This is a genomic window from Streptomyces sp. NPDC024687 (assembly GCF_055559055.1).
Map to the genome: position 1 here is coordinate 199697 of NZ_JBVHLJ010000001.1, position 16094 is coordinate 215790.

Below are 16094 nucleotides of genomic sequence, written 5' to 3' on the forward strand. Positions count from 1 at the left end.
CGGAAGATCAGCTGCTCAGGTGTACCTGAGCTCCGCCGGGCGCAGTGAGCGGCGCAGCAGGGGCAGCGAGGTGGCGGCGGCCAGGAGACAGGCCGCGTAGACCCCGAGCGGGACCAGGAGCGCGGTGTACGGCAGTCCGGTCACCGTGTCCTGCGAGGCCAGCGAGGCGTACCAGACGCCGATCGCCGTACCGCCCACGCCCGCCACGGCCACCGCGGGAGCCAGCGGCAGAGCGGTCTCCAGGAGCAGCGCCCTGGCCAGCACCCGGTACGGCACCCCGGCGGCGACCTGGGCCCCCAGGCCCCGGCGACGGGTGGCGAGGGACTCGACGGTGCCCACGGCCAGCCCCGTCACGGTCAGCGCGAGGGCGACGAGGATCGCGGCCGCCGTCAGGTCGATGCCGGTCGTGTAATAGCTCAGGTCCGTCGCCGGCGTGCCCTCGCGGCGCATGGTGTGCAGGGTCGAGAGCAGCACCTGCCGTACGCCCACGAACCCCGCGCCGACGACCGTCACCAGCAGCACCGAGGCATGGGTGCGGGCCGCCGCCCAGGGGTCGTCCCGCAGCCGTTCCGCCGCGATCAGCACCGCCGGGCTCTGCGCGCGGGCGGCCAGGGCCCCGCCCAGCCGCCGGGCCGCCGTACCGGCCAGGGACACCGTCGCGGCCCCGACGACCAGGACGACGGCGAACAGCGCCGGCGGCCCGAGCGCGACCTCGACGGGCCCACCGAGGAACGACGACACACCGACGAACAGCGCTGCGACCCCGAGCAGCCCGATCACCACGCGCAGCACCCGCCCCGGACCCCACACCGGCCGCGCCCGTCGCACCCAGCCCAGCGGGGAGGCCACCACCCGACGCAGCGCCAGCATGCTCACGGCCGTGCCCAGCAGCGGTACCGTCACCGGGACCAGGACGACACCGGCCCAGGCCAGGGCGCCGGGCCGCTCCCACAGGTGCAGCAGCAGCGGTACGAACACGGCGGTGGCCGCAACCGAGCCCGCCAGACAGGCCGGCCCCGACTCCAGCGCCGCGATCCGCCGTACCTGCCACGCCCCGGCGCCCGCCAGCCGCAGCGCGGCCAGTCGCCGGTCCCGGTGCACCGCGCCGATCCGCGCGCACTGCCCGAGGAACCCCAGCACCGGGACGAGCAGCATCAGCAGCACGAGTCCGACGTTGCGCCGGTCGCTTGCAGAGTTGAGCAGCCCGGAGCCGAAGGACACGGAGTGGTACCCGTCCAGCGAGTTCAGCGCGACGACGGACATCACGATGCCGGCCGCGAGCGCCGCCCCGACGGCCGTCAGCCCCACCCGCCACCACTCCCGCCGGTCGGAACCGCGGGTGAGCAGCCAGGCCATGCGGAGGTCGGCGGCCAGGGAGCCGCCGGTACGTGCCCCGAGATCGGTCGTCATGCCATCACCCCCGCCGGGGCCACGGCCCCGTCGGCCATCCGCACCTCGCGGTCCGCGTACGCCGCCACCTGGGCGTCATGGGTGATCAGCAGGACCGCCGTGCCGGACTCGCGGGCCGTGCGGGCCAGGGCGGTCATGACCTGCTCGCTGGCCAGGGAGTCCAGCGCGCCGGTCGGCTCGTCCGCGAAGACGACCTTCGGTCCGGTGATCAGGGCGCGGGCCAGCGCGGTCCGCTGGGCCTGCCCGCCGCTCATCTCCCCGGGCCGCAGCGGGGCCTGGCCGCGCACTCCGAACCGCTCCAGCCACTCACCGGCCCGCGTGTGGGCGTCGGCGCGGGAGACGCCCGCGAGCAGCAGCGGCAGCGCCACGTTGTCGAGCGCTGTCAGCTCGGGGATCAGCTGCCCGAACTGGAAGACCACCCCGAACTCCGTACGGCGCAGCTCGCTCAGCCGCTTCTCGGGCAGCTCGTCGAGGCGCTCACCGCCGTAGGACACCGAACCGGCGTCCGGCCGCACGATCCCGGCCAGGCAGTGCAGCAGCGTCGACTTCCCGCTGCCGCTGGTGCCGGTGACGGCGAGGATCTCACCGGCGTCCAGCTCGACCGAGGCGCCGCGCAGGGCCTCGGACCTGCCGTACGCCTTGGCGAGGTCGCGGGCCGCGAGCAGCGGCTCTGGGTTGCTCATGCTGAGTCGACCTCCGCGGTCAAAGTGGTCAGCCGGGCCGCCGTGGTGGTCATCCAGCGGAGGTCGGCGTCGAGGTGGTTGAGGGCGTAGTCCGCCGAGAGCACGGTCGCGAGGTCGGCGCCCTGAGCGGTCTTGACCGCCGTGAGCTCCCGCATCCGCGCCATGTGGGCGGCGCGCTGGGCCCGGAGATAGGCGTCCGGGTCGCCGCCGGACAGGATCGAGACGACGACCTTGGCGAAGATCTCGTTGGTCACGAAGGGCGCGGGCGGGGCGATCTGCCCGGCCCACTCGGCCAGTTCACGCGCGCCCGCCTCGGTCGAGCGGTATTTGGTGCGCTCCGGACCGCCGTCGGAGTCCGTGCCGTCGATCTCGGCGAGACCGTCGCGGACCAGGCGCTGGAGGGTCGTGTAGACCTGCCCGTAGGCCAGCGGACGGGCCTCGGGGAAACGGTCGTCGTGGCGTCGCTTGAGGTCGTAGCCATGGCTCGGCCCTCCGGCGAGCAGCCCCAGCAGGATGTGGCGGATGCTCATGGCGATCAGTATGCACCAAGTACATGTACTGAGTGAATAGTGATCGGTGCTGATCGACTGTGACCGCTGGACGGGAACCACGGAGCCACGGAACATGACGAAGAGCACGTTCCCCCCTTCGATACGTCTGTCGTCGCGTCCTGTGGGTAGGGCTGCGGTAACCCCGTCGTCGTACTCGACAAGGAGGCCCCCGTGGCCGCACCGGCACCCCTTCTGCTCCCGGCCCTGTCCAAACCCGAGGCGCCCGCTGAATACTTCTGTGTCTTCAGCGCCGAGGGCGCCTGCACCGAGACCCCGCTCACCAGCGAACCACCGCTGCCCGACGCCGAACCCCTCACCAGCGAACCCCCGCTCGCCGAGGCCGCCCACCTGATCAGCGAGTCCGACGCCCACCTGGAGCCATAGATGGCGGCGCCCCCCGGTCCGGAACTGTCCCGGCTCGCCGAGTCGTACGGCATCGCCACCGCGTACCAGCCCTCCCCGGACCGTACGGTCGCCGCCTCCGCCACGGCCGTCACCCTGGCCCTGGCCGCCCTCGGCGTCGACGCGAGTGACCCGGCCGCCGCCCTCGCGGCCCGGGACCGCGAGCTGCGCGAGCGCCTGCTGCCGCCCACCGTGGTGTGCTGGAGCGGCAGCCCGCCCGCCTTCGTCGCCGACCTGCCCGCGGGCACCCGGCTGCGCATCGCCACCGACCAGGGCGAGGTACGCGCCGCCGCCGACCAACTCCCGCCCGGTGTCCACCGGTTGACCGCCACCGCGCCCGACGGCCGCACCGCCGACGCCCACCTGATCGTTGCCCCGCCGCGGCTGCCGGCGCCTCCGGGACGGTCGTACGGCCTCCTCGTCCAGCTCTACTCCCTGCTCTCGCACCGCTCCTGGGGCATGGGCGACCTGGGTGACCTCGCCGAACTGACCTCCTGGGCGGGGCGTGCCCTCGGCGCCGGATTCGTCCAGGTCAACCCGCTGCACGCGGCCGTGCCCGGCGCCCCCACCGACCCGTCCCCCTACCGGCCGTCCTCGCGCCGCTTCCCCGACCCGGTGCACCTGCGCATCGAGGACATCCCCGAGTACGCCCAGGTCGCGGACCGCGACCGGCTGCGGACCCTGCTGGAGCGGGCCGAGCGGCTGCGGGCATCCGTGCTCGACAAGGGCGCGCTGATCGACCGGGACGCGGTGTGGGACCTGAAGCGGGAAGCGCTCGAACTCCTCCACGAGGTCCCCCTCGGGCCGGGCCGCCGCGCCGCCTACGCCGACTATCTCGCCGAGGGCGGCGAGGCGCTGGAGGACCACGCGACCTGGTACGCGCTGGCCGAGGCGCACGGCTCGGACTGGCGCGGCTGGCCCGTCGGCCTCCGCGACCCGCGATCCGCCGAGACGGCCCGCGCGCGCGGTGAGCTGATGGACCGCGTCGACTTCTACTGCCGCCTCGCCTGGCTCACCGAGAGCCAGCTCGGCGCCGCGCAGCGGACCGCGCGGGAGGCGGGGATGCCGGTGGGCGTCGTCCACGACCTCGCGGTGGGCGTGCACCCCGACGGCGCGGACGCGTGGGCCCAGCAGGCGTACTTCGCGGCCGGCATGTCCGTGGGAGCCCCTCCGGACGCCTTCAACGCCCGCGGCCAGGACTGGGGGCTGCCACCGTGGCGCCCGGACCGGCTCGCGGAGTCGGGGTACGCGCCCTACCGGCAGCTGCTGCGGGCCCTGTTCCGGTACACCGGTGCGCTGCGCATCGACCACGTCATGGGCCTGTTCCGGCTGTGGTGGGTCCCGCAGGGGCAGCCGCCGACAGAGGGGACGTACGTCCGCTACGACGCGGAGGCGATGCTCGCCGTGCTGGTCCTGGAGGCGTCGCGGGCCGGGGCGCTGGTGATCGGCGAGGACCTCGGCACCGTCGAACCAGGGGTGCGGGAGGCGCTGCGCGAGCGGGGGGTGCTCGGGACATCGGTGCTCTGGTTCGAGCGGGACTGGGAGGGCGACGGGCGTCCGCTGCCGCCCGAGCGGTGGCGCGCGGACTGCCTCGCGACCGCGACCACGCACGACCTGCCGCCCACCGCCTCACGCCTGACCGGGGAGCACGTCGAGCTGCGGGACAGCCTCGGACTGCTGACCCGGCCGCTGGACGAGGAGCGCGCCGAGGCCGCGGCGGACACGGGCGAGTGGCTGGAGCTGCTGGCCCGTCTCGGACTGCTGCACGGCACGGGGGGCGGCACCGACCCCTCCTCGGAGGAGGCGCAGATCCAGGCCGTCCACCGGTACCTGCTGAACACTCCCGCCCGCATGGTGGGGGTCTGGCTGCCGGACGCGGTGGGGGACCGCCGACCGCAGAACCTCCCGGGGACCTGGGACCAGTACCCGAACTGGCGGTTGCCGATCGCGGACGGGGACGGCCGGGTGATGACGCTGGAGGACCTGGCGGCGTCGGCTCGCCTGCACGCGCTGGTGGACGTCCTGCGGGCGCCGTAACGGCCGCGGCCGCGGGGCATGCGCGCACGGCCGGGGCGCCTCATACGGCACCCCGGACGCGCGGCCCGAACCGCCGTTGGATACTTTGGCTCCGTGGACAAGAAGAACGCCCTGCGCGCCGGCGCCCTGGTGGCCGGTACGACGCTGATGATGCTGCTCATGTCGTCCCCCGCCTCCGCGCTGTCCCGCGACGACGGTGACGACCCCGGCACGGGCCTGAGCGTCATCGAGACGCTGGGTCTCTTCGTCGTGGCCCCGCTCGTGCTGTTCGGGGTCATCGCCGCCCTGGTGATGGTCCTGGACAAGTCCAAGGAAGAGCACCGGGTGACCAGCCGCAACATCAGGACCAAGCCCGCCGAGGCCGAGGCAAAGGCCGGATCGAAGGCCTGACCCCGCATTTCCCGGGGCGCCGACCCCGCCGCACGTACGCGCGTGAGCCGTACGTGGGCGAGGCCGGCGCCCTCGTGCGTTCTCAGGGACTGGGCGCCGTGAGGTACCGCTGCAGAGTCGGGGCCAGCCACGCGACGACCTCCTCGCGGGTCAGTGCGACGACCGGCGGGAAGCGCAGGACGTACCGGGTGAGCCCCAGCCCGAGCAGTTGCGTCGCCATCAGCCCGGCCCGCGCCGGTGCCTGCTGGGGATCCGGGCACACCTGACGGGCGACCGGCAGCAACTGGTCCCGGAAGATGTTCTGGGTGCGCTCGGTGCCCGCCTGATTGGTCACCCCGACCCGGAGCAGGGCGGTGAGCACCTCGTTCTCCTCCCACATGGTGAGGAAGTGCGACACCAGCACCCGCCCGACGTCGTGCCGGGGCAGCGCGGCGAGGTCCGGCAGCTTCAGGTCGACGGCCACGACCGCCGCGAACAGGCCCTCCTTGCTGCCGTAGTAGCGCATCACCATCGACGGATCGATGCGCGCGTCCTTGGCGATGGCGCGGATGGTGGCCCGCTCGTAGCCGTCGGCGGCGAAGCGCTCGCGGGCCGCGGCGAGGATCGCGGTGCGGGTGGCGTCGGAGCGGCGACGCGTGCCGGTGGGACCGGAGTCCGAGCTGTTGTTGCCATTCGAGCTGCCATTCGTGCTGCCGTTCATGCCGCTGAGCCTAGGCCAACAGCTGTTGGCCAACAAATGTTGACCCTCTCCGTCTGTCGCGCTAACTTCGTCAACGAGTGTTGGCAAACAGGCGTTGGCAATCGTTGGCAACCACCAGGAGGTCGCTATGAACAGCACCGTGATCGTCGTCGGCTCCGGTCCCACCGGCCTCCTCCTGGCCGGCGACCTCGCCATGGCCGGCGTCTCCGTCACCCTCGTCGAGAAGCGCCCGCACCGGATCAGCAACCTCTCCCGCGCCTTCGTCCTGCACGCCCGCACCCTCGAACAGCTCGACGCCCGCGGCCTCGCCGACGGCCTGGAGGCGCTCGGGCAGCGCCTGGACAAGCTGCGCCTGTTCGGCGACCTGACCATCGACCTCGACGACCTCCCCTCCCGCTTCAACCACCTCCTCGTCCTGCCGCAGTACGAGGTCGAGAAAGCCCTGGAGCGCCGCGCGGTGGAGGCGGGCGTCGACTTCCGGTACGAGACCGAGGTGACGGGCCTGTCCCAGGACGAGAACGGCGTGACGGTTCAGGTCAGGGGCCCGGACGAGTCCACGCGGTCCCTCCGCGCCGAGTACCTCGTGGGGGCCGACGGCATGCGCAGCGCCGTACGCGACGCGATCGGCCTGCCCTTCCCGGGCCGCTCGGTGATCCGCTCGGTGGTGCTGGCGGACGTCCGCCTCGCCGAGCGGCCCGAGACCCTGCTCACCGTCAACGCCGTGGGCGACGCCTTCGCCTTCGTCGCCCCCTTCGGCGACGGCTACCACCGGGTCATCGCCTGGAACCGCGCCCACGACGTCCCCGACAGCGAGCCCCTGGACCTCGACGAGATCAAGGAGGTCACCCGTCTCGCCCTGGGCCGCGACTTCGGGATGCACGACGCCCGCTGGATGTCCCGCTTCCACAGCGACGAACGCCAGGCCCCCGCCTACCGGGTGGGCCGGGTCTTCCTGGCCGGTGACGCGGCCCACGTGCACACCCCGGCCGGCGGCCAGGGCATGAACACCGGCCTCCAGGACGCGGCCAACCTGAGCTGGAAACTGGCCCAGGTGACGGGCGGCCACGCGGGGCCCGAACTCCTGGACACCTACCAACTGGAACGGCACCCGGTCGGCAGGGCCGTCCTGCGCAGCAGCGGCGGCATCGTCCGTCTCGCGATGGCCAAGCGCCCCTGGGAACTGGCCCTGCGAGCCACCCTCACCACCGTCCTCGACCACGCCGCCCCGGCCCGCCGCCGCATGCTCGGCCAGCTCACCGGCATCGGCTACAAGTACCCGGCCCCCCGCGGCTCCCACCCCCTGACCGGCACCCGCGCCCCCGACGTGACCCTCGCGGACGGCGGCCGCCTCTACGAGTCCCTGCGCGGCGGCAGGTTCGTCCTGATCACCCCGGACGGCCACGAGGCCCCGGACCCCCGCAAGGAACGGCTCACGGTGGAGCACTGGGCGAGCGGACGGCGCACGACGGTCCTGGTGCGGCCCGACGGGTACGTGGGGTGGGCGGCGGAGGGGGCGACTGCGGGGGAGACCGAGGCGGCGCTCGCCGAGCATGTCGGCTGATCTCCACGGAGCGGTCTCCTGGTAGGAGGGCGAGGCCCTCTCGCCGTCCGAGAGCCGGGGTGGGGCTCGCGGACCCCGGGTCACTCCGGTGAGTTCTGTGTCCCTTCCAGCAACGCCCGCAACAGGTCGGCCAGTTGGTCGGCCTGTTCGTCGTCGATGGTGGACAGGGCCTCCGTCTGGGCGGCCAGGCCCGCTCCCACCGCCTCGTCGATGACGGCCAACCCCTTTTCCGTCAGGGTCACTTGGAGGCCTCGGCGGTCGTGGGGATCGGGGGAGCGGCGGAGCAGGTCGGCGCGTTCCAGCTTGTCGAGGCGGCCCGTCATGCCGCCCGTGGTGAGCATCAGCGTCGAGGAGAGCCGGCGGGGGGAGAGGGTGTACGGCTCACCGGCGCGGCGGAGGGTGGCGAGGACGTCGAACTCGCCGCGGGAGATGCCGTAGGGGCCGTACGCCTTCTCCACACGGTCGCTCATGGCGCGGGAGAGGCGGTAGATGCGCCCGAAGACCTCCATGGCCCGGGTGTCGAGGTCGGGCCGCACGGCCGCCCACTGCCCGATGATCGCGTCGACGGCGTCCTTGCGCTGTGCACTCATGTGCCGAGTATCCGCAGGGCTCGGCTCGGCCGCAAGAAAGTGGCTTGCGGAAAAGTAGCTTAGGGGTAAGCTACTTTCTGTCAAGCTAATAGGAGAGGGAGTCATGAGGAAGCCGACCACGAACCGCCCCGCCACGATCCTTCTCACCGCCCTCGCCCCCGTCTCCTGGGGCACCACCTACGCCGTGACCACCGAGTTCCTCCCCGCCGACCGGCCCCTGTTCACCGGCATGATGCGCGCGCTGCCCGCGGGGCTCGTGCTGCTCGCCCTCGCGCGGGTGCTGCCGCGCGGGGTCTGGTGGGGGAAGGCGGCGGTGCTCGGGGCGCTGAACATCGGGGCGTTCTTCCCGCTGCTGTTCCTGTCGGCGTACCGGCTGCCGGGCGGGATGGCCGCGGTGGTCGGGTCGGTGGGGCCGTTGATCGTCGTCGGGCTGTCGGCCTTGCTGCTGGGGCAGCGGCCCACCGCCCGGAGCGTGCTCACCGGGCTCGTGGCGGCGTTCGGCGTCAGTCTGGTCGTCCTCAAGGCGGCCGGGGCCCTGGACGCCGTCGGTGTGGCGGCGGCCTTCGCCTCCACCGCCTCGATGTCCGCCGGGACCGTGCTGACCAAGCGGTGGGGTCGCCCCGACGGCGTCGGCCCGCTCGCGCTCACCGCCTGGCAGCTCACCGCCGGCGGCCTGCTCATCACGCCCCTCGCCCTCTTCGTCGAGGGTGCTCCGCCCGCCCTCGACGGCCGCGCGGTCGGCGGCTACCTCTACCTCGCGCTGGCGAACACGACGGTGGCGTACTGGCTCTGGTTCCGCGGCATCGGCCGTCTCACCGCCACCCAGGTCACCTTCCTCGGCCCGCTGTCCCCGCTGACCGCCGCGGTCGTCGGCTGGGCGGCGCTCGGGCAGACGCTGACCCCGCTCCAGCTGACGGGCATGGCGCTGGCCTTCGGGGCGACGGTGGCGGGGCAGCTGGGGGTACGGCCCACCGCCGGCCGGTCGTTCGGCTCCGGTGGGATCAACCCCCGAAAGGCAGACCTGACGAGTACGGCGCTGCGGCAGATCTGACGGGTCCGGCGCGGGGACGGTGGGGGTGCGAGAGCGCCGGAAGCCGGAAGCGCTGCGGGTCGGGTGCGCGGCCCTGGCTGTCAACTCGTCGGCTCCTGCACCAAGGTGCGGTCAGATCGACACCGAGGGGTTCGCGGCGTCCGGAGCCATCCCGGGCGCGCGAGCCCCTCGGATTCTGGTTCTGAGACAGAAGGCCGCTGTCCGGTCTTCGCTGCGCGGGTCAATCACTGCGTCGGCGGCAGCCTCGGCACTGTCGTCGAGGTTCACGACGGCTACCGATGGCGAACCGTCCGCGCGGCACCGCACAAGCCAGTCGCCGTTGGGAGCGGTGATGGCGGAGGCTTGCGGTTGGGCTCCAGGGACGCGCGGGGGCCGTAGCCCGTGGTCGGCGGTGGCCCCGCGAGCCCCGAGACGCGAGAGGCGCGCCGCGATGAGCGAGCAGGACAGCCGGGTCATGCATCACCCCGCGGTGGTTGCGCACCGCAACAGCCGTGCCGGGGATGTCCAGTTGCGGATCGCCGACGCCATCACCAAGTTCGCCGGTTCGATGCCGTTCGTCTACCTTCACGCCGTCGCGTTCGCTTTCCACGTTCGTCGTGATCGGTCAGAACCGGCAGGCGGCCTTCCAGCAGATCAAGGCCGACCACGATTTCGTCGAGCAGGAGTTGGAGCTCAGGACCAACACCGAGCTGACGCGAGCGATCCACCTCATGACCACGGAGCTGCACCGCCGTCTGATCGAGGACGCCGCAGAGCAGTAACGGGGCCCCACCGGGGAGCGGGTCAGGCTCCTAGACCGGCGAGGGGTTCGGAGTCGTCGACGAAGGCACGGGCCACGTCGGCCAGGCGACGGTTGTGGGAGCGGGCGTAGCCGCGCAGCGCGGTGAACGCCCGCTCCATGTCGATGCCCTGGCGTTCGGCGAGCTTCCCCTTGGCCTGTTCGATCAGTACCCGGCTGTTCAGGGCGGCCTGCAACTGTTCGTTCAGCACGGTGCTGCGCTGGGTGGTGCGTTGTTGCAGCAGGCTGATGGTGGCGACGTCGGCCAGCGCCTGGGCGATGAGGGTGGCGGGTGGGTCGAAGGGGCCGGGCGCGGCCCGGAAGAGGTTCAGGGCGCCCACGGTCTCCTCCCGCAGGCGCATGGGCAGGGCCTGCACGGCGCCGAATCCTCCGCGGTGAGCAGCCGTGACGAAGCGCGGCCAGCGGTCGATCTCCCGGGTCAGGTCGGGGACGATCACCGGTGCGCCGGTGCGGAAACACGTGAGGCAGGGGCCCTCGTCGTTCTGGAGCTGGAAGAGCTCCAGCACACGCACCTGTTCGTCGGAGGCGGCCATGACGCGGAGTTTGCCGTCCCGGTCGGCGAGCAGCACCCCGGCGGCGCTCGCGTCGAGCATGCCGACGCAACGGTCGGTCAGCAGGCGCAGGAAGTCGATGAGGTCGAAGTCGGCGACCAGGTTGTCGGCCAGCTCGACGAAAGTCTTGGACAGGAGCTGTTCATCCATCGTGGGCACCCTCGATTGAGACTAGTCCCGGCCCGAAGGGGCGGGAAGTACGGCGCGTTCCTCGATCGGCACCAATGCGTCAGGGGTTCTCCCCGGCCTGGCCCGGCTCCGCGTCCGGTGGGAAACGGAGACGATGGGCCACCACGTCCGCGGCCACGTCGCCCAGTCGGCGTCCCTGAGCGTAGGCGTGGGAGCGGAGCCGGATGACGGCTTCTTCGATGCCGACGCCGAGCTGGACCGTGATCATCCCGCTGGCCTGGTCGATCTCCGCCCGGTACGCGCCCAGGTCCTCGACGGGGCCATCACGCGGCCCGCCCGTTTCGTCGATTGGCGCATCGAGCAGCGCCAGCGTCGCGAGATCGGCGAACGCCAGCGCGTCCGCCAGTTCCTCCGCGTTCAACCGGACCGGAACGCGTGCGTACAGGTCCAGGACTCCCGGGCTGATCGCACCCATCTGCAGAGGGAGCGCGAACACCGCACGTGCCCCGGCTTCCAGGGCCGCCTCGGCGAACACCATCCAGCGGTCCTGCAGGTCACGGGCGAGCAGATCGGGTGCCAGCACGGCCGAGCCCTGCAGGAAGGCGTCCACGCAGGGCCCCTCGCCCAGCGTGAGCTGGAGCTCTTCCAGTTGCTCGCTGACGCTGTCGGTGCTGCACAGCGGATGGCTCTGCGCGGTCCTGGACATCGCCGACACCCCGGCCCCGCCGACCGGCAGCGCGGCCACGGCCGCGGTGCACACATCCACCACACCGACTTGGGCACGGCGTCGTGCCGCCTGCTCCGCCACCAGCATCCGAATCCGCGCCGACCGGTTCTCAGGGCCCACCCGGTCCACCGCCTCCCGGTATCGTGACAAGGTCCTCCAGTCGCGCCGCGGTACGTTCCCCGGCGGGAAACACCAGCGCGCGGAACGTGGCGGCGCCCAGTGGCCTGCGAAGCTCTCCGACATCCAGCCACCCCCAGGAGTGGAGCGCGGCGAGAGCAGCGTGATCGGCCCCGTCCACCAAGGTGGCACCGAGAGAGGCCTGGTGGTCGGTCAGCAGCCGCTCCTGCACGCGACGGGCCAGGCGCCGGTCCTGCGGGTGCGGGCGGATCAAGATGTCACTGAACGCGAAGGCCCTGCCGGACACCGTGAGGTGCCCGACGCTTCGCGGCATTACTCCGTCGAAGCCGAGCCACCACGAGCCGTCGCCCCGCACCGGGAATCCGAAGGCACATCCCATCAGGCCGTCCGACTCGGCGACCACCATGGCGAATCCCGGCCGGCCCATGTCCGTGGTGACGCGGTTCAGGAAGTCCTGGCGGCCGGGACGGCGGTACGCGTCACCTGGCGCCGTTGCTCGGGAGTCCACGTACAGATCCGCCAGATCCTCACGTATGCCGTCCGCCATCCGACGGTCCAGCTGACGCAACCGCACCGGAGTCATAGGGCGTCACCCGAGAGGAAAGGCGTAAGAGGGGCAGACCGGTGCGGCGGGGTGGGAAGGGGCGCTACCGGGGCGCCGCCGACAGAAGGTGGCAGGGGGACGAACTGAGGACCGGGGAACAAGAACCCGCAGTGGGCGAGGCGGACGATACGCGCGAGTATCGGCGGCGGGTGGTGCAGTCGCAGGGTCCCACCCGCCACTCGGGTCTGCTGCGCAGCGTGGAGGAACTCGTTGAGTCCGCTGCAGTCGCAGAAGGTGACGAGGGTGAGGTCGATGTCGATGGTGCGGATACCGTCGCGCAGGCACCACTCCAGGGACGCACGCACCAGCGGCGCCGATTCCAGGTCGATCTCACCGACCAGGGTGATCAGCGTCCGTGTCCTTCGGTCATGGCGGTGGACAGTGAGCTGCGGCAGGGGCATGACGCCTCGGTTCAGAAGACCATCCGGCAGCGGGCCCGGTGGCGCCGGAGTTCCGGCCACTTGGGGCGCTCCCGGCAGGGCGTACGTTCGGCGGAGGCAGAGCAAGGCCGGTCCGACAGCCTGCACAGCAGGCCGGAGGACCACCCGGTTCCCTCCAGGGATGCGCCGGGTGACGGACCACGAGCCCGCTCCCCACGCCATCTGTGTCGCGCAACGACAAGCCGCCAGGGTCTGGGACGTCTGTACGGCAGCATAGTCCCCGGCATGGTCCGATGTCCGAACGGGCTTGGGTGGCCGCATCGGAGGCGGCGCCGACCGGCTGAGGCGAAGGACAGGACGCCGAGGAGAACTGACCCGAAGCAGACGGCGATGAGTAGCCACGGCCCCGCCGCTGTCTGCGCGGGGCTGCCGAGCGTCACGAGCACGGCAGCCCTTGCGTCCGAGAGAGATCAGCGGCGCGCCAACTGCCGTTCGCCTGCCGCGCCGGACTGGTAAGGCAGTCCGTAGTGCTTGAACACCGCTTCCTCCTGCTCGGCGGGCAACACGTCGTCGGTGCCGATCGAAGGGGCCTGCTTCACCAGCGTTCTGACATAACCGACCCTGACATAGCCCGGCCCGACGATCGCGTTCTCAATGGGCACGAAGACCAGACGGTGCCGGGTGGGCAGACCGGTCCGCACCGTGGCCATGGCAGGCTCGTCGGTGGTGGTGTCCACATAGATCGCCTCCAGGACACCGATCTTGTGTGACTCGGCGTCGACGACATCGCGGTTACGCCATTCCCGGACGTCTGCTGCGTGAATCATGACCTCTCCCTACCTGGACGACTTGCCTGGTTGTCGTGAGTCGCGGCCCTGGTCTTCCACGTGAAATCGCCGCAGCGTACGACGTAGCGCCCGCTGCATCCGCTCCGGGAGCGGCTTGCCCTCCCAGGCGGCGACCAGGGCCGCGGCCACCTCCGGAAGTCTGGTGTCGCACTGCCGCGAGATGTCGACCAGCAGGTTCCTGGCAGCTCCGCGGCGGCAGGGGGTCAGGACCATCACCATGCCGCGAGCCTGGTCGATGACCGCACGGCCGGCCAGCGCCCGCCGCAGCTGATCGTTCTCGGCGCGCAGTGTGACGAGATCCTGCCCCGCCGCTGCGTTCCCCCACATGGCCTCGGCCCGCAGGTTCCACCAGTCCTCTTGGAGCACGGTTGTGCGTTGCATGGCCTGTACCTCTTCTCGCGTTCTCGCGTTCTCGCGTTCGGCCTCTCAGGTCCCGAATGGAGCAGCCCCGGATCGTGGCTGTCTGCGCACGGGACGGGTCACCTGTGGCGTTCATGTTCCCGACGGTCCACGCGCCGTCGGCGCGCCCGATTCTGGCGGGTATAGCGGCGGTCCCAGCGGTCCTGACGATCCCTGCGCTCCCGGTAGTCCTGGTAGTCCCGGGGGCCTCGATAGTCCCCAGGATCGGACCCGCCGCCACGGCTCAGGCCTCCGCCATGACCGCGGCCGTGTCGGGTGGCACCGTAGGCCAGCACCGCCGCGGCCACCCACCAGATGGGGTGGAGGAAGCCGAAGCCGAACAGAACGGCGAAGAGCATGAGAAGCAGGACGAACACGGTGGGCCTCCCCGGGAGCAGGACACGGCATCGATACCGGGGACTGGGGCCTCACACCAGAGCTTAGTCCTGCCCAGCGGCTGCGGATACGGGGCGACGTAAGTGCGTCCTGCCCGGCACGGATGGCTACTTGACACCTGTCGGGAAACTGCCGGGAGGGCTGGCGTGCGACGTGCCGCCCCGGGCCCCGGCAGCGTCGCACCGCCAACTCGCTTCCCAGGGGGCGCATTCCCCCCGCATCGGTGCCGGACCCGCCGCGTCACGAGCGAGGCTGTCCCGCACGCGCCCCGTCACGAGGTCCCGGCGAAGCCCCGATGCCCCTCACGCGGGCAACGACCTGCCGCCCGCCGCGTCGTGGGAAGACCACATCCCGCCGTCGCCGCCGACCGGGCCGGCCGAATCCCCAGGCGAGGCGTCACTCACCCCGGTGCAGCTCCCGGAACTCACCCGTGTCGACACCACGTTGACAGGGGAGGTTGCCGGGCGTTGACTGGCAGCACGGCGTAGGGCCATGCCGCTCCGGAAGATCGGGGTGAGGCATTCCTCCTCCCCGTTTCGCCCGGACCCCGCGGAATCAAGGAAGTCCCCGCGATCTGGAGGCTCGGCGATGATCTGGATTCTTCTCCTTCTGCTGATCCTGGTGGTCTTTGGGTTCGGCTTCACGATGCAGATCCTGTGGTGGGTCGCCGCTGTCCTACTGGTCGTCTGGATCGCCGGCTTCGCGATGAGCCGGCGCGGCCGTGGCCGCCGCCGGTAGTCCGTTCCGGCGTTCGGCGCTGCCCGCAGGAACCCATTCACCGGACAAACAGGAGGCCGGCCATGAGTGTCGGACAGACCATCAAGCACAAGACACAGGCGTTCAAGGGCAGAGTCACCGAACGCATCGGCCGGACCACCGGCAATAGGCGACTGCGGTGCGAAGGCAAGACCGACCGGGTCTCGGGAAACCTGAAGCAGTCCGGCGACAAGGCCAAGGACGCCTTCAAGACCTGACCACCAACGCTCCGGGTGGTGCCCACGTCGCGGACACCACCCGGCATGCTTGAACGCCCGATCAGCCGACAGGAATCGACGGCAATGAAGCAGACCAGCGTGCGCACCGAGAGCCGGAAAAGCCCATCATGATCATCACCGTGATCATCGCCGTGGCCTTCATCGGCCTGGCCATCCTCCTCCACCCCGGACATGGACGAACCCGGGGCGGTGGCGGGCAGGGGCTGAAGCGCCGATTCGGCCCCGAGTACGCCCGCGCAGTCGCCGACCACGACGGCGACACCAGGGCCGCCGAGCAGGAACTCGGCAAGCGTGTGAAGGAGCACGGCCTCCTCACACAACAGCCGCTGACGCCCGCGGCCCGCGAGCGCTACATGACGCGATGGGCCGGCGTCCAGGAGGCTTCGTCGAGTCACCGCAGCAGGGCGTCATCGAAGCGGACGCACTGCTGGCCCGCCTGGCAAGGGACCGCGGCTTCCCCGACGGCGAGCGGTTCGAGGACCAGATCGCCGCCCTCTCCGTCCACCACGCCCACTACGTCCAGGGCTACCGCAGCATGCACACGGCGGCCCACGAGCCGAGCGGTACCGAGGACATGCGGGAGGCGATGGCCGACGCCCGAAGCCTCTTCGAAGCACTGGTCACCGAGCGGCCGGTCAGCCCGCCCCTACAGCGACGTACGTGACGGCTCCGAGCGGAGAGGCCGCTGCTCGGATCCGTAAGGCCGTGGTCGAGCTGCCTGCCGACGAACTGACGGACCCGGAAGCGGTCAGG

At 71.7% G+C, this 16094-nt stretch carries 21 protein-coding genes; 9 read left to right on the plus strand and 12 right to left on the minus strand.

The genetic code is table 11. The features are described from left to right. Positions 1-15: 15 nt before the first annotated feature. The 3 genes from ACZ39I_RS00885 to ACZ39I_RS00895 are packed head-to-tail and all read right to left on the minus strand — an operon-like array spanning position 16 to position 2623. Positions 16-1410 carry an ABC transporter permease gene (locus ACZ39I_RS00885; RefSeq protein WP_467241471.1) on the minus strand — a complete coding sequence of 465 codons (1395 nt, stop codon included), beginning with the start codon at positions 1408-1410 and terminating at the stop codon, positions 16-18. Beyond that, entirely contained in the window at positions 1407-2093 is a 687-nt protein-coding gene (locus ACZ39I_RS00890) for an ABC transporter ATP-binding protein (RefSeq protein ID WP_467241473.1), read from the minus strand. Before ACZ39I_RS00890 ends, ACZ39I_RS00885 begins: the two co-directional genes overlap by 4 nt. Next, the gene (locus ACZ39I_RS00895) at positions 2090-2623 is read right to left on the minus strand and encodes a PadR family transcriptional regulator (RefSeq protein WP_352384029.1); all 534 of its coding nucleotides are present in this window, start codon (positions 2621-2623) and stop codon (positions 2090-2092) included. Before ACZ39I_RS00895 ends, ACZ39I_RS00890 begins: the two co-directional genes overlap by 4 nt. Positions 2624-2815: 192 nt before the next feature. On the opposite strand from ACZ39I_RS00895, the gene ACZ39I_RS00900 reads away from it, so the two are divergent. From ACZ39I_RS00900 to ACZ39I_RS00910, 3 genes are all read left to right on the plus strand, one after another. Further along, positions 2816-3028, plus strand: a complete 213-nt coding sequence (locus ACZ39I_RS00900) for a hypothetical protein (protein ID WP_352384028.1) — start codon at positions 2816-2818, stop codon at positions 3026-3028. Continuing rightward, positions 3029-5083: a 4-alpha-glucanotransferase gene (gene malQ / locus ACZ39I_RS00905; protein ID WP_467241475.1), complete on the plus strand. Its 2055-nt coding sequence runs from the start codon at positions 3029-3031 to the stop codon at positions 5081-5083. A gap of 93 nt (positions 5084-5176) precedes the next feature. Continuing rightward, positions 5177-5473 carry a hypothetical protein gene (locus tag ACZ39I_RS00910; RefSeq protein WP_451471210.1) on the plus strand — a complete coding sequence of 99 codons (297 nt, stop codon included), beginning with the start codon at positions 5177-5179 and terminating at the stop codon, positions 5471-5473. An 82-nt stretch (positions 5474-5555) separates the two neighbouring features. Here ACZ39I_RS00910 and ACZ39I_RS00915 read toward each other — a convergent pair whose 3' ends face one another. Next, on the minus strand, positions 5556-6173 hold the full coding sequence (locus ACZ39I_RS00915; RefSeq protein WP_467241478.1) for a TetR/AcrR family transcriptional regulator: 618 nt from the start codon (positions 6171-6173) through the stop codon (positions 5556-5558). Between the two features lie 127 nt (positions 6174-6300). Between ACZ39I_RS00915 and ACZ39I_RS00920 the strand changes: the two genes are divergently transcribed. Then, positions 6301-7734, plus strand: coding sequence for an FAD-dependent monooxygenase (locus ACZ39I_RS00920; RefSeq protein WP_467241480.1), 1434 nt, complete (start codon positions 6301-6303; stop codon positions 7732-7734). A gap of 80 nt (positions 7735-7814) precedes the next feature. Here ACZ39I_RS00920 and ACZ39I_RS00925 read toward each other — a convergent pair whose 3' ends face one another. Beyond that, positions 7815-8324, minus strand: coding sequence for a MarR family winged helix-turn-helix transcriptional regulator (locus ACZ39I_RS00925; protein ID WP_467241482.1), 510 nt, complete (start codon positions 8322-8324; stop codon positions 7815-7817). 103 nt (positions 8325-8427) lie between these two features. Here ACZ39I_RS00925 and ACZ39I_RS00930 point away from each other — a divergent pair, with 103 nt between their 5' ends. Both ACZ39I_RS00930 and ACZ39I_RS00935 read left to right on the plus strand, forming a co-directional pair. Further along, positions 8428-9375 carry an EamA family transporter gene (locus tag ACZ39I_RS00930; RefSeq protein ID WP_467241484.1) on the plus strand — a complete coding sequence of 316 codons (948 nt, stop codon included), beginning with the start codon at positions 8428-8430 and terminating at the stop codon, positions 9373-9375. A 596-nt stretch (positions 9376-9971) separates the two neighbouring features. Continuing rightward, positions 9972-10136 carry a hypothetical protein gene (locus ACZ39I_RS00935; RefSeq protein ID WP_467241486.1) on the plus strand — a complete coding sequence of 55 codons (165 nt, stop codon included), beginning with the start codon at positions 9972-9974 and terminating at the stop codon, positions 10134-10136. A gap of 22 nt (positions 10137-10158) precedes the next feature. On the opposite strand, the gene ACZ39I_RS00940 is transcribed toward ACZ39I_RS00935, so the two are convergent. The 7 genes from ACZ39I_RS00940 to ACZ39I_RS00970 all read right to left on the minus strand — a co-directional run bounded on the left by ACZ39I_RS00940 (position 10159) and on the right by ACZ39I_RS00970 (position 14327). After that, positions 10159-10875: a GAF and ANTAR domain-containing protein gene (locus ACZ39I_RS00940; protein WP_467241487.1), complete on the minus strand. Its 717-nt coding sequence runs from the start codon at positions 10873-10875 to the stop codon at positions 10159-10161. Positions 10876-10954: 79 nt separating this feature from the next. After that, a complete protein-coding gene (locus ACZ39I_RS00945) occupies positions 10955-11701 on the minus strand; it encodes an ANTAR domain-containing protein (RefSeq protein WP_467241488.1) in 747 nt (248 codons plus the stop codon). Further along, entirely contained in the window at positions 11691-12266 is a 576-nt protein-coding gene (locus ACZ39I_RS00950; RefSeq protein WP_467241489.1) for a hypothetical protein, read from the minus strand. Before ACZ39I_RS00950 ends, ACZ39I_RS00945 begins: the two co-directional genes overlap by 11 nt. A 32-nt stretch (positions 12267-12298) precedes the next feature. Next, on the minus strand, positions 12299-12724 hold the full coding sequence (locus tag ACZ39I_RS00955; protein ID WP_467241490.1) for an STAS domain-containing protein: 426 nt from the start codon (positions 12722-12724) through the stop codon (positions 12299-12301). A 449-nt stretch (positions 12725-13173) separates the two neighbouring features. Next, positions 13174-13530, minus strand: a complete 357-nt coding sequence (locus ACZ39I_RS00960; protein WP_057613052.1) for a PRC-barrel domain-containing protein — start codon at positions 13528-13530, stop codon at positions 13174-13176. A 9-nt stretch (positions 13531-13539) separates the two neighbouring features. Further along, positions 13540-13932 (minus strand): ANTAR domain-containing protein, encoded by a 393-nt coding sequence (locus tag ACZ39I_RS00965; RefSeq protein ID WP_467241492.1) that lies wholly within the window; start codon positions 13930-13932, stop codon positions 13540-13542. Between the two features lie 98 nt (positions 13933-14030). After that, on the minus strand, positions 14031-14327 hold the full coding sequence (locus ACZ39I_RS00970; protein ID WP_467241494.1) for a hypothetical protein: 297 nt from the start codon (positions 14325-14327) through the stop codon (positions 14031-14033). Positions 14328-14934: 607 nt separating this feature from the next. Between ACZ39I_RS00970 and ACZ39I_RS00975 the strand changes: the two genes are divergently transcribed. The 3 genes from ACZ39I_RS00975 (at position 14935) to ACZ39I_RS00985 (ending at position 16005) form a co-directional block, all read left to right on the plus strand. Next, the gene (locus tag ACZ39I_RS00975) at positions 14935-15084 is read left to right on the plus strand and encodes a hydrophobic protein (protein WP_467241496.1); all 150 of its coding nucleotides are present in this window, start codon (positions 14935-14937) and stop codon (positions 15082-15084) included. A gap of 62 nt (positions 15085-15146) precedes the next feature. Then, entirely contained in the window at positions 15147-15320 is a 174-nt protein-coding gene (locus ACZ39I_RS00980) for a CsbD family protein (RefSeq protein WP_467241497.1), read from the plus strand. Between the two features lie 382 nt (positions 15321-15702). Next, positions 15703-16005, plus strand: a complete 303-nt coding sequence (locus tag ACZ39I_RS00985) for a hypothetical protein (RefSeq protein WP_467241499.1) — start codon at positions 15703-15705, stop codon at positions 16003-16005. The last annotated feature ends 89 nt before the right edge of the window (positions 16006-16094 follow it).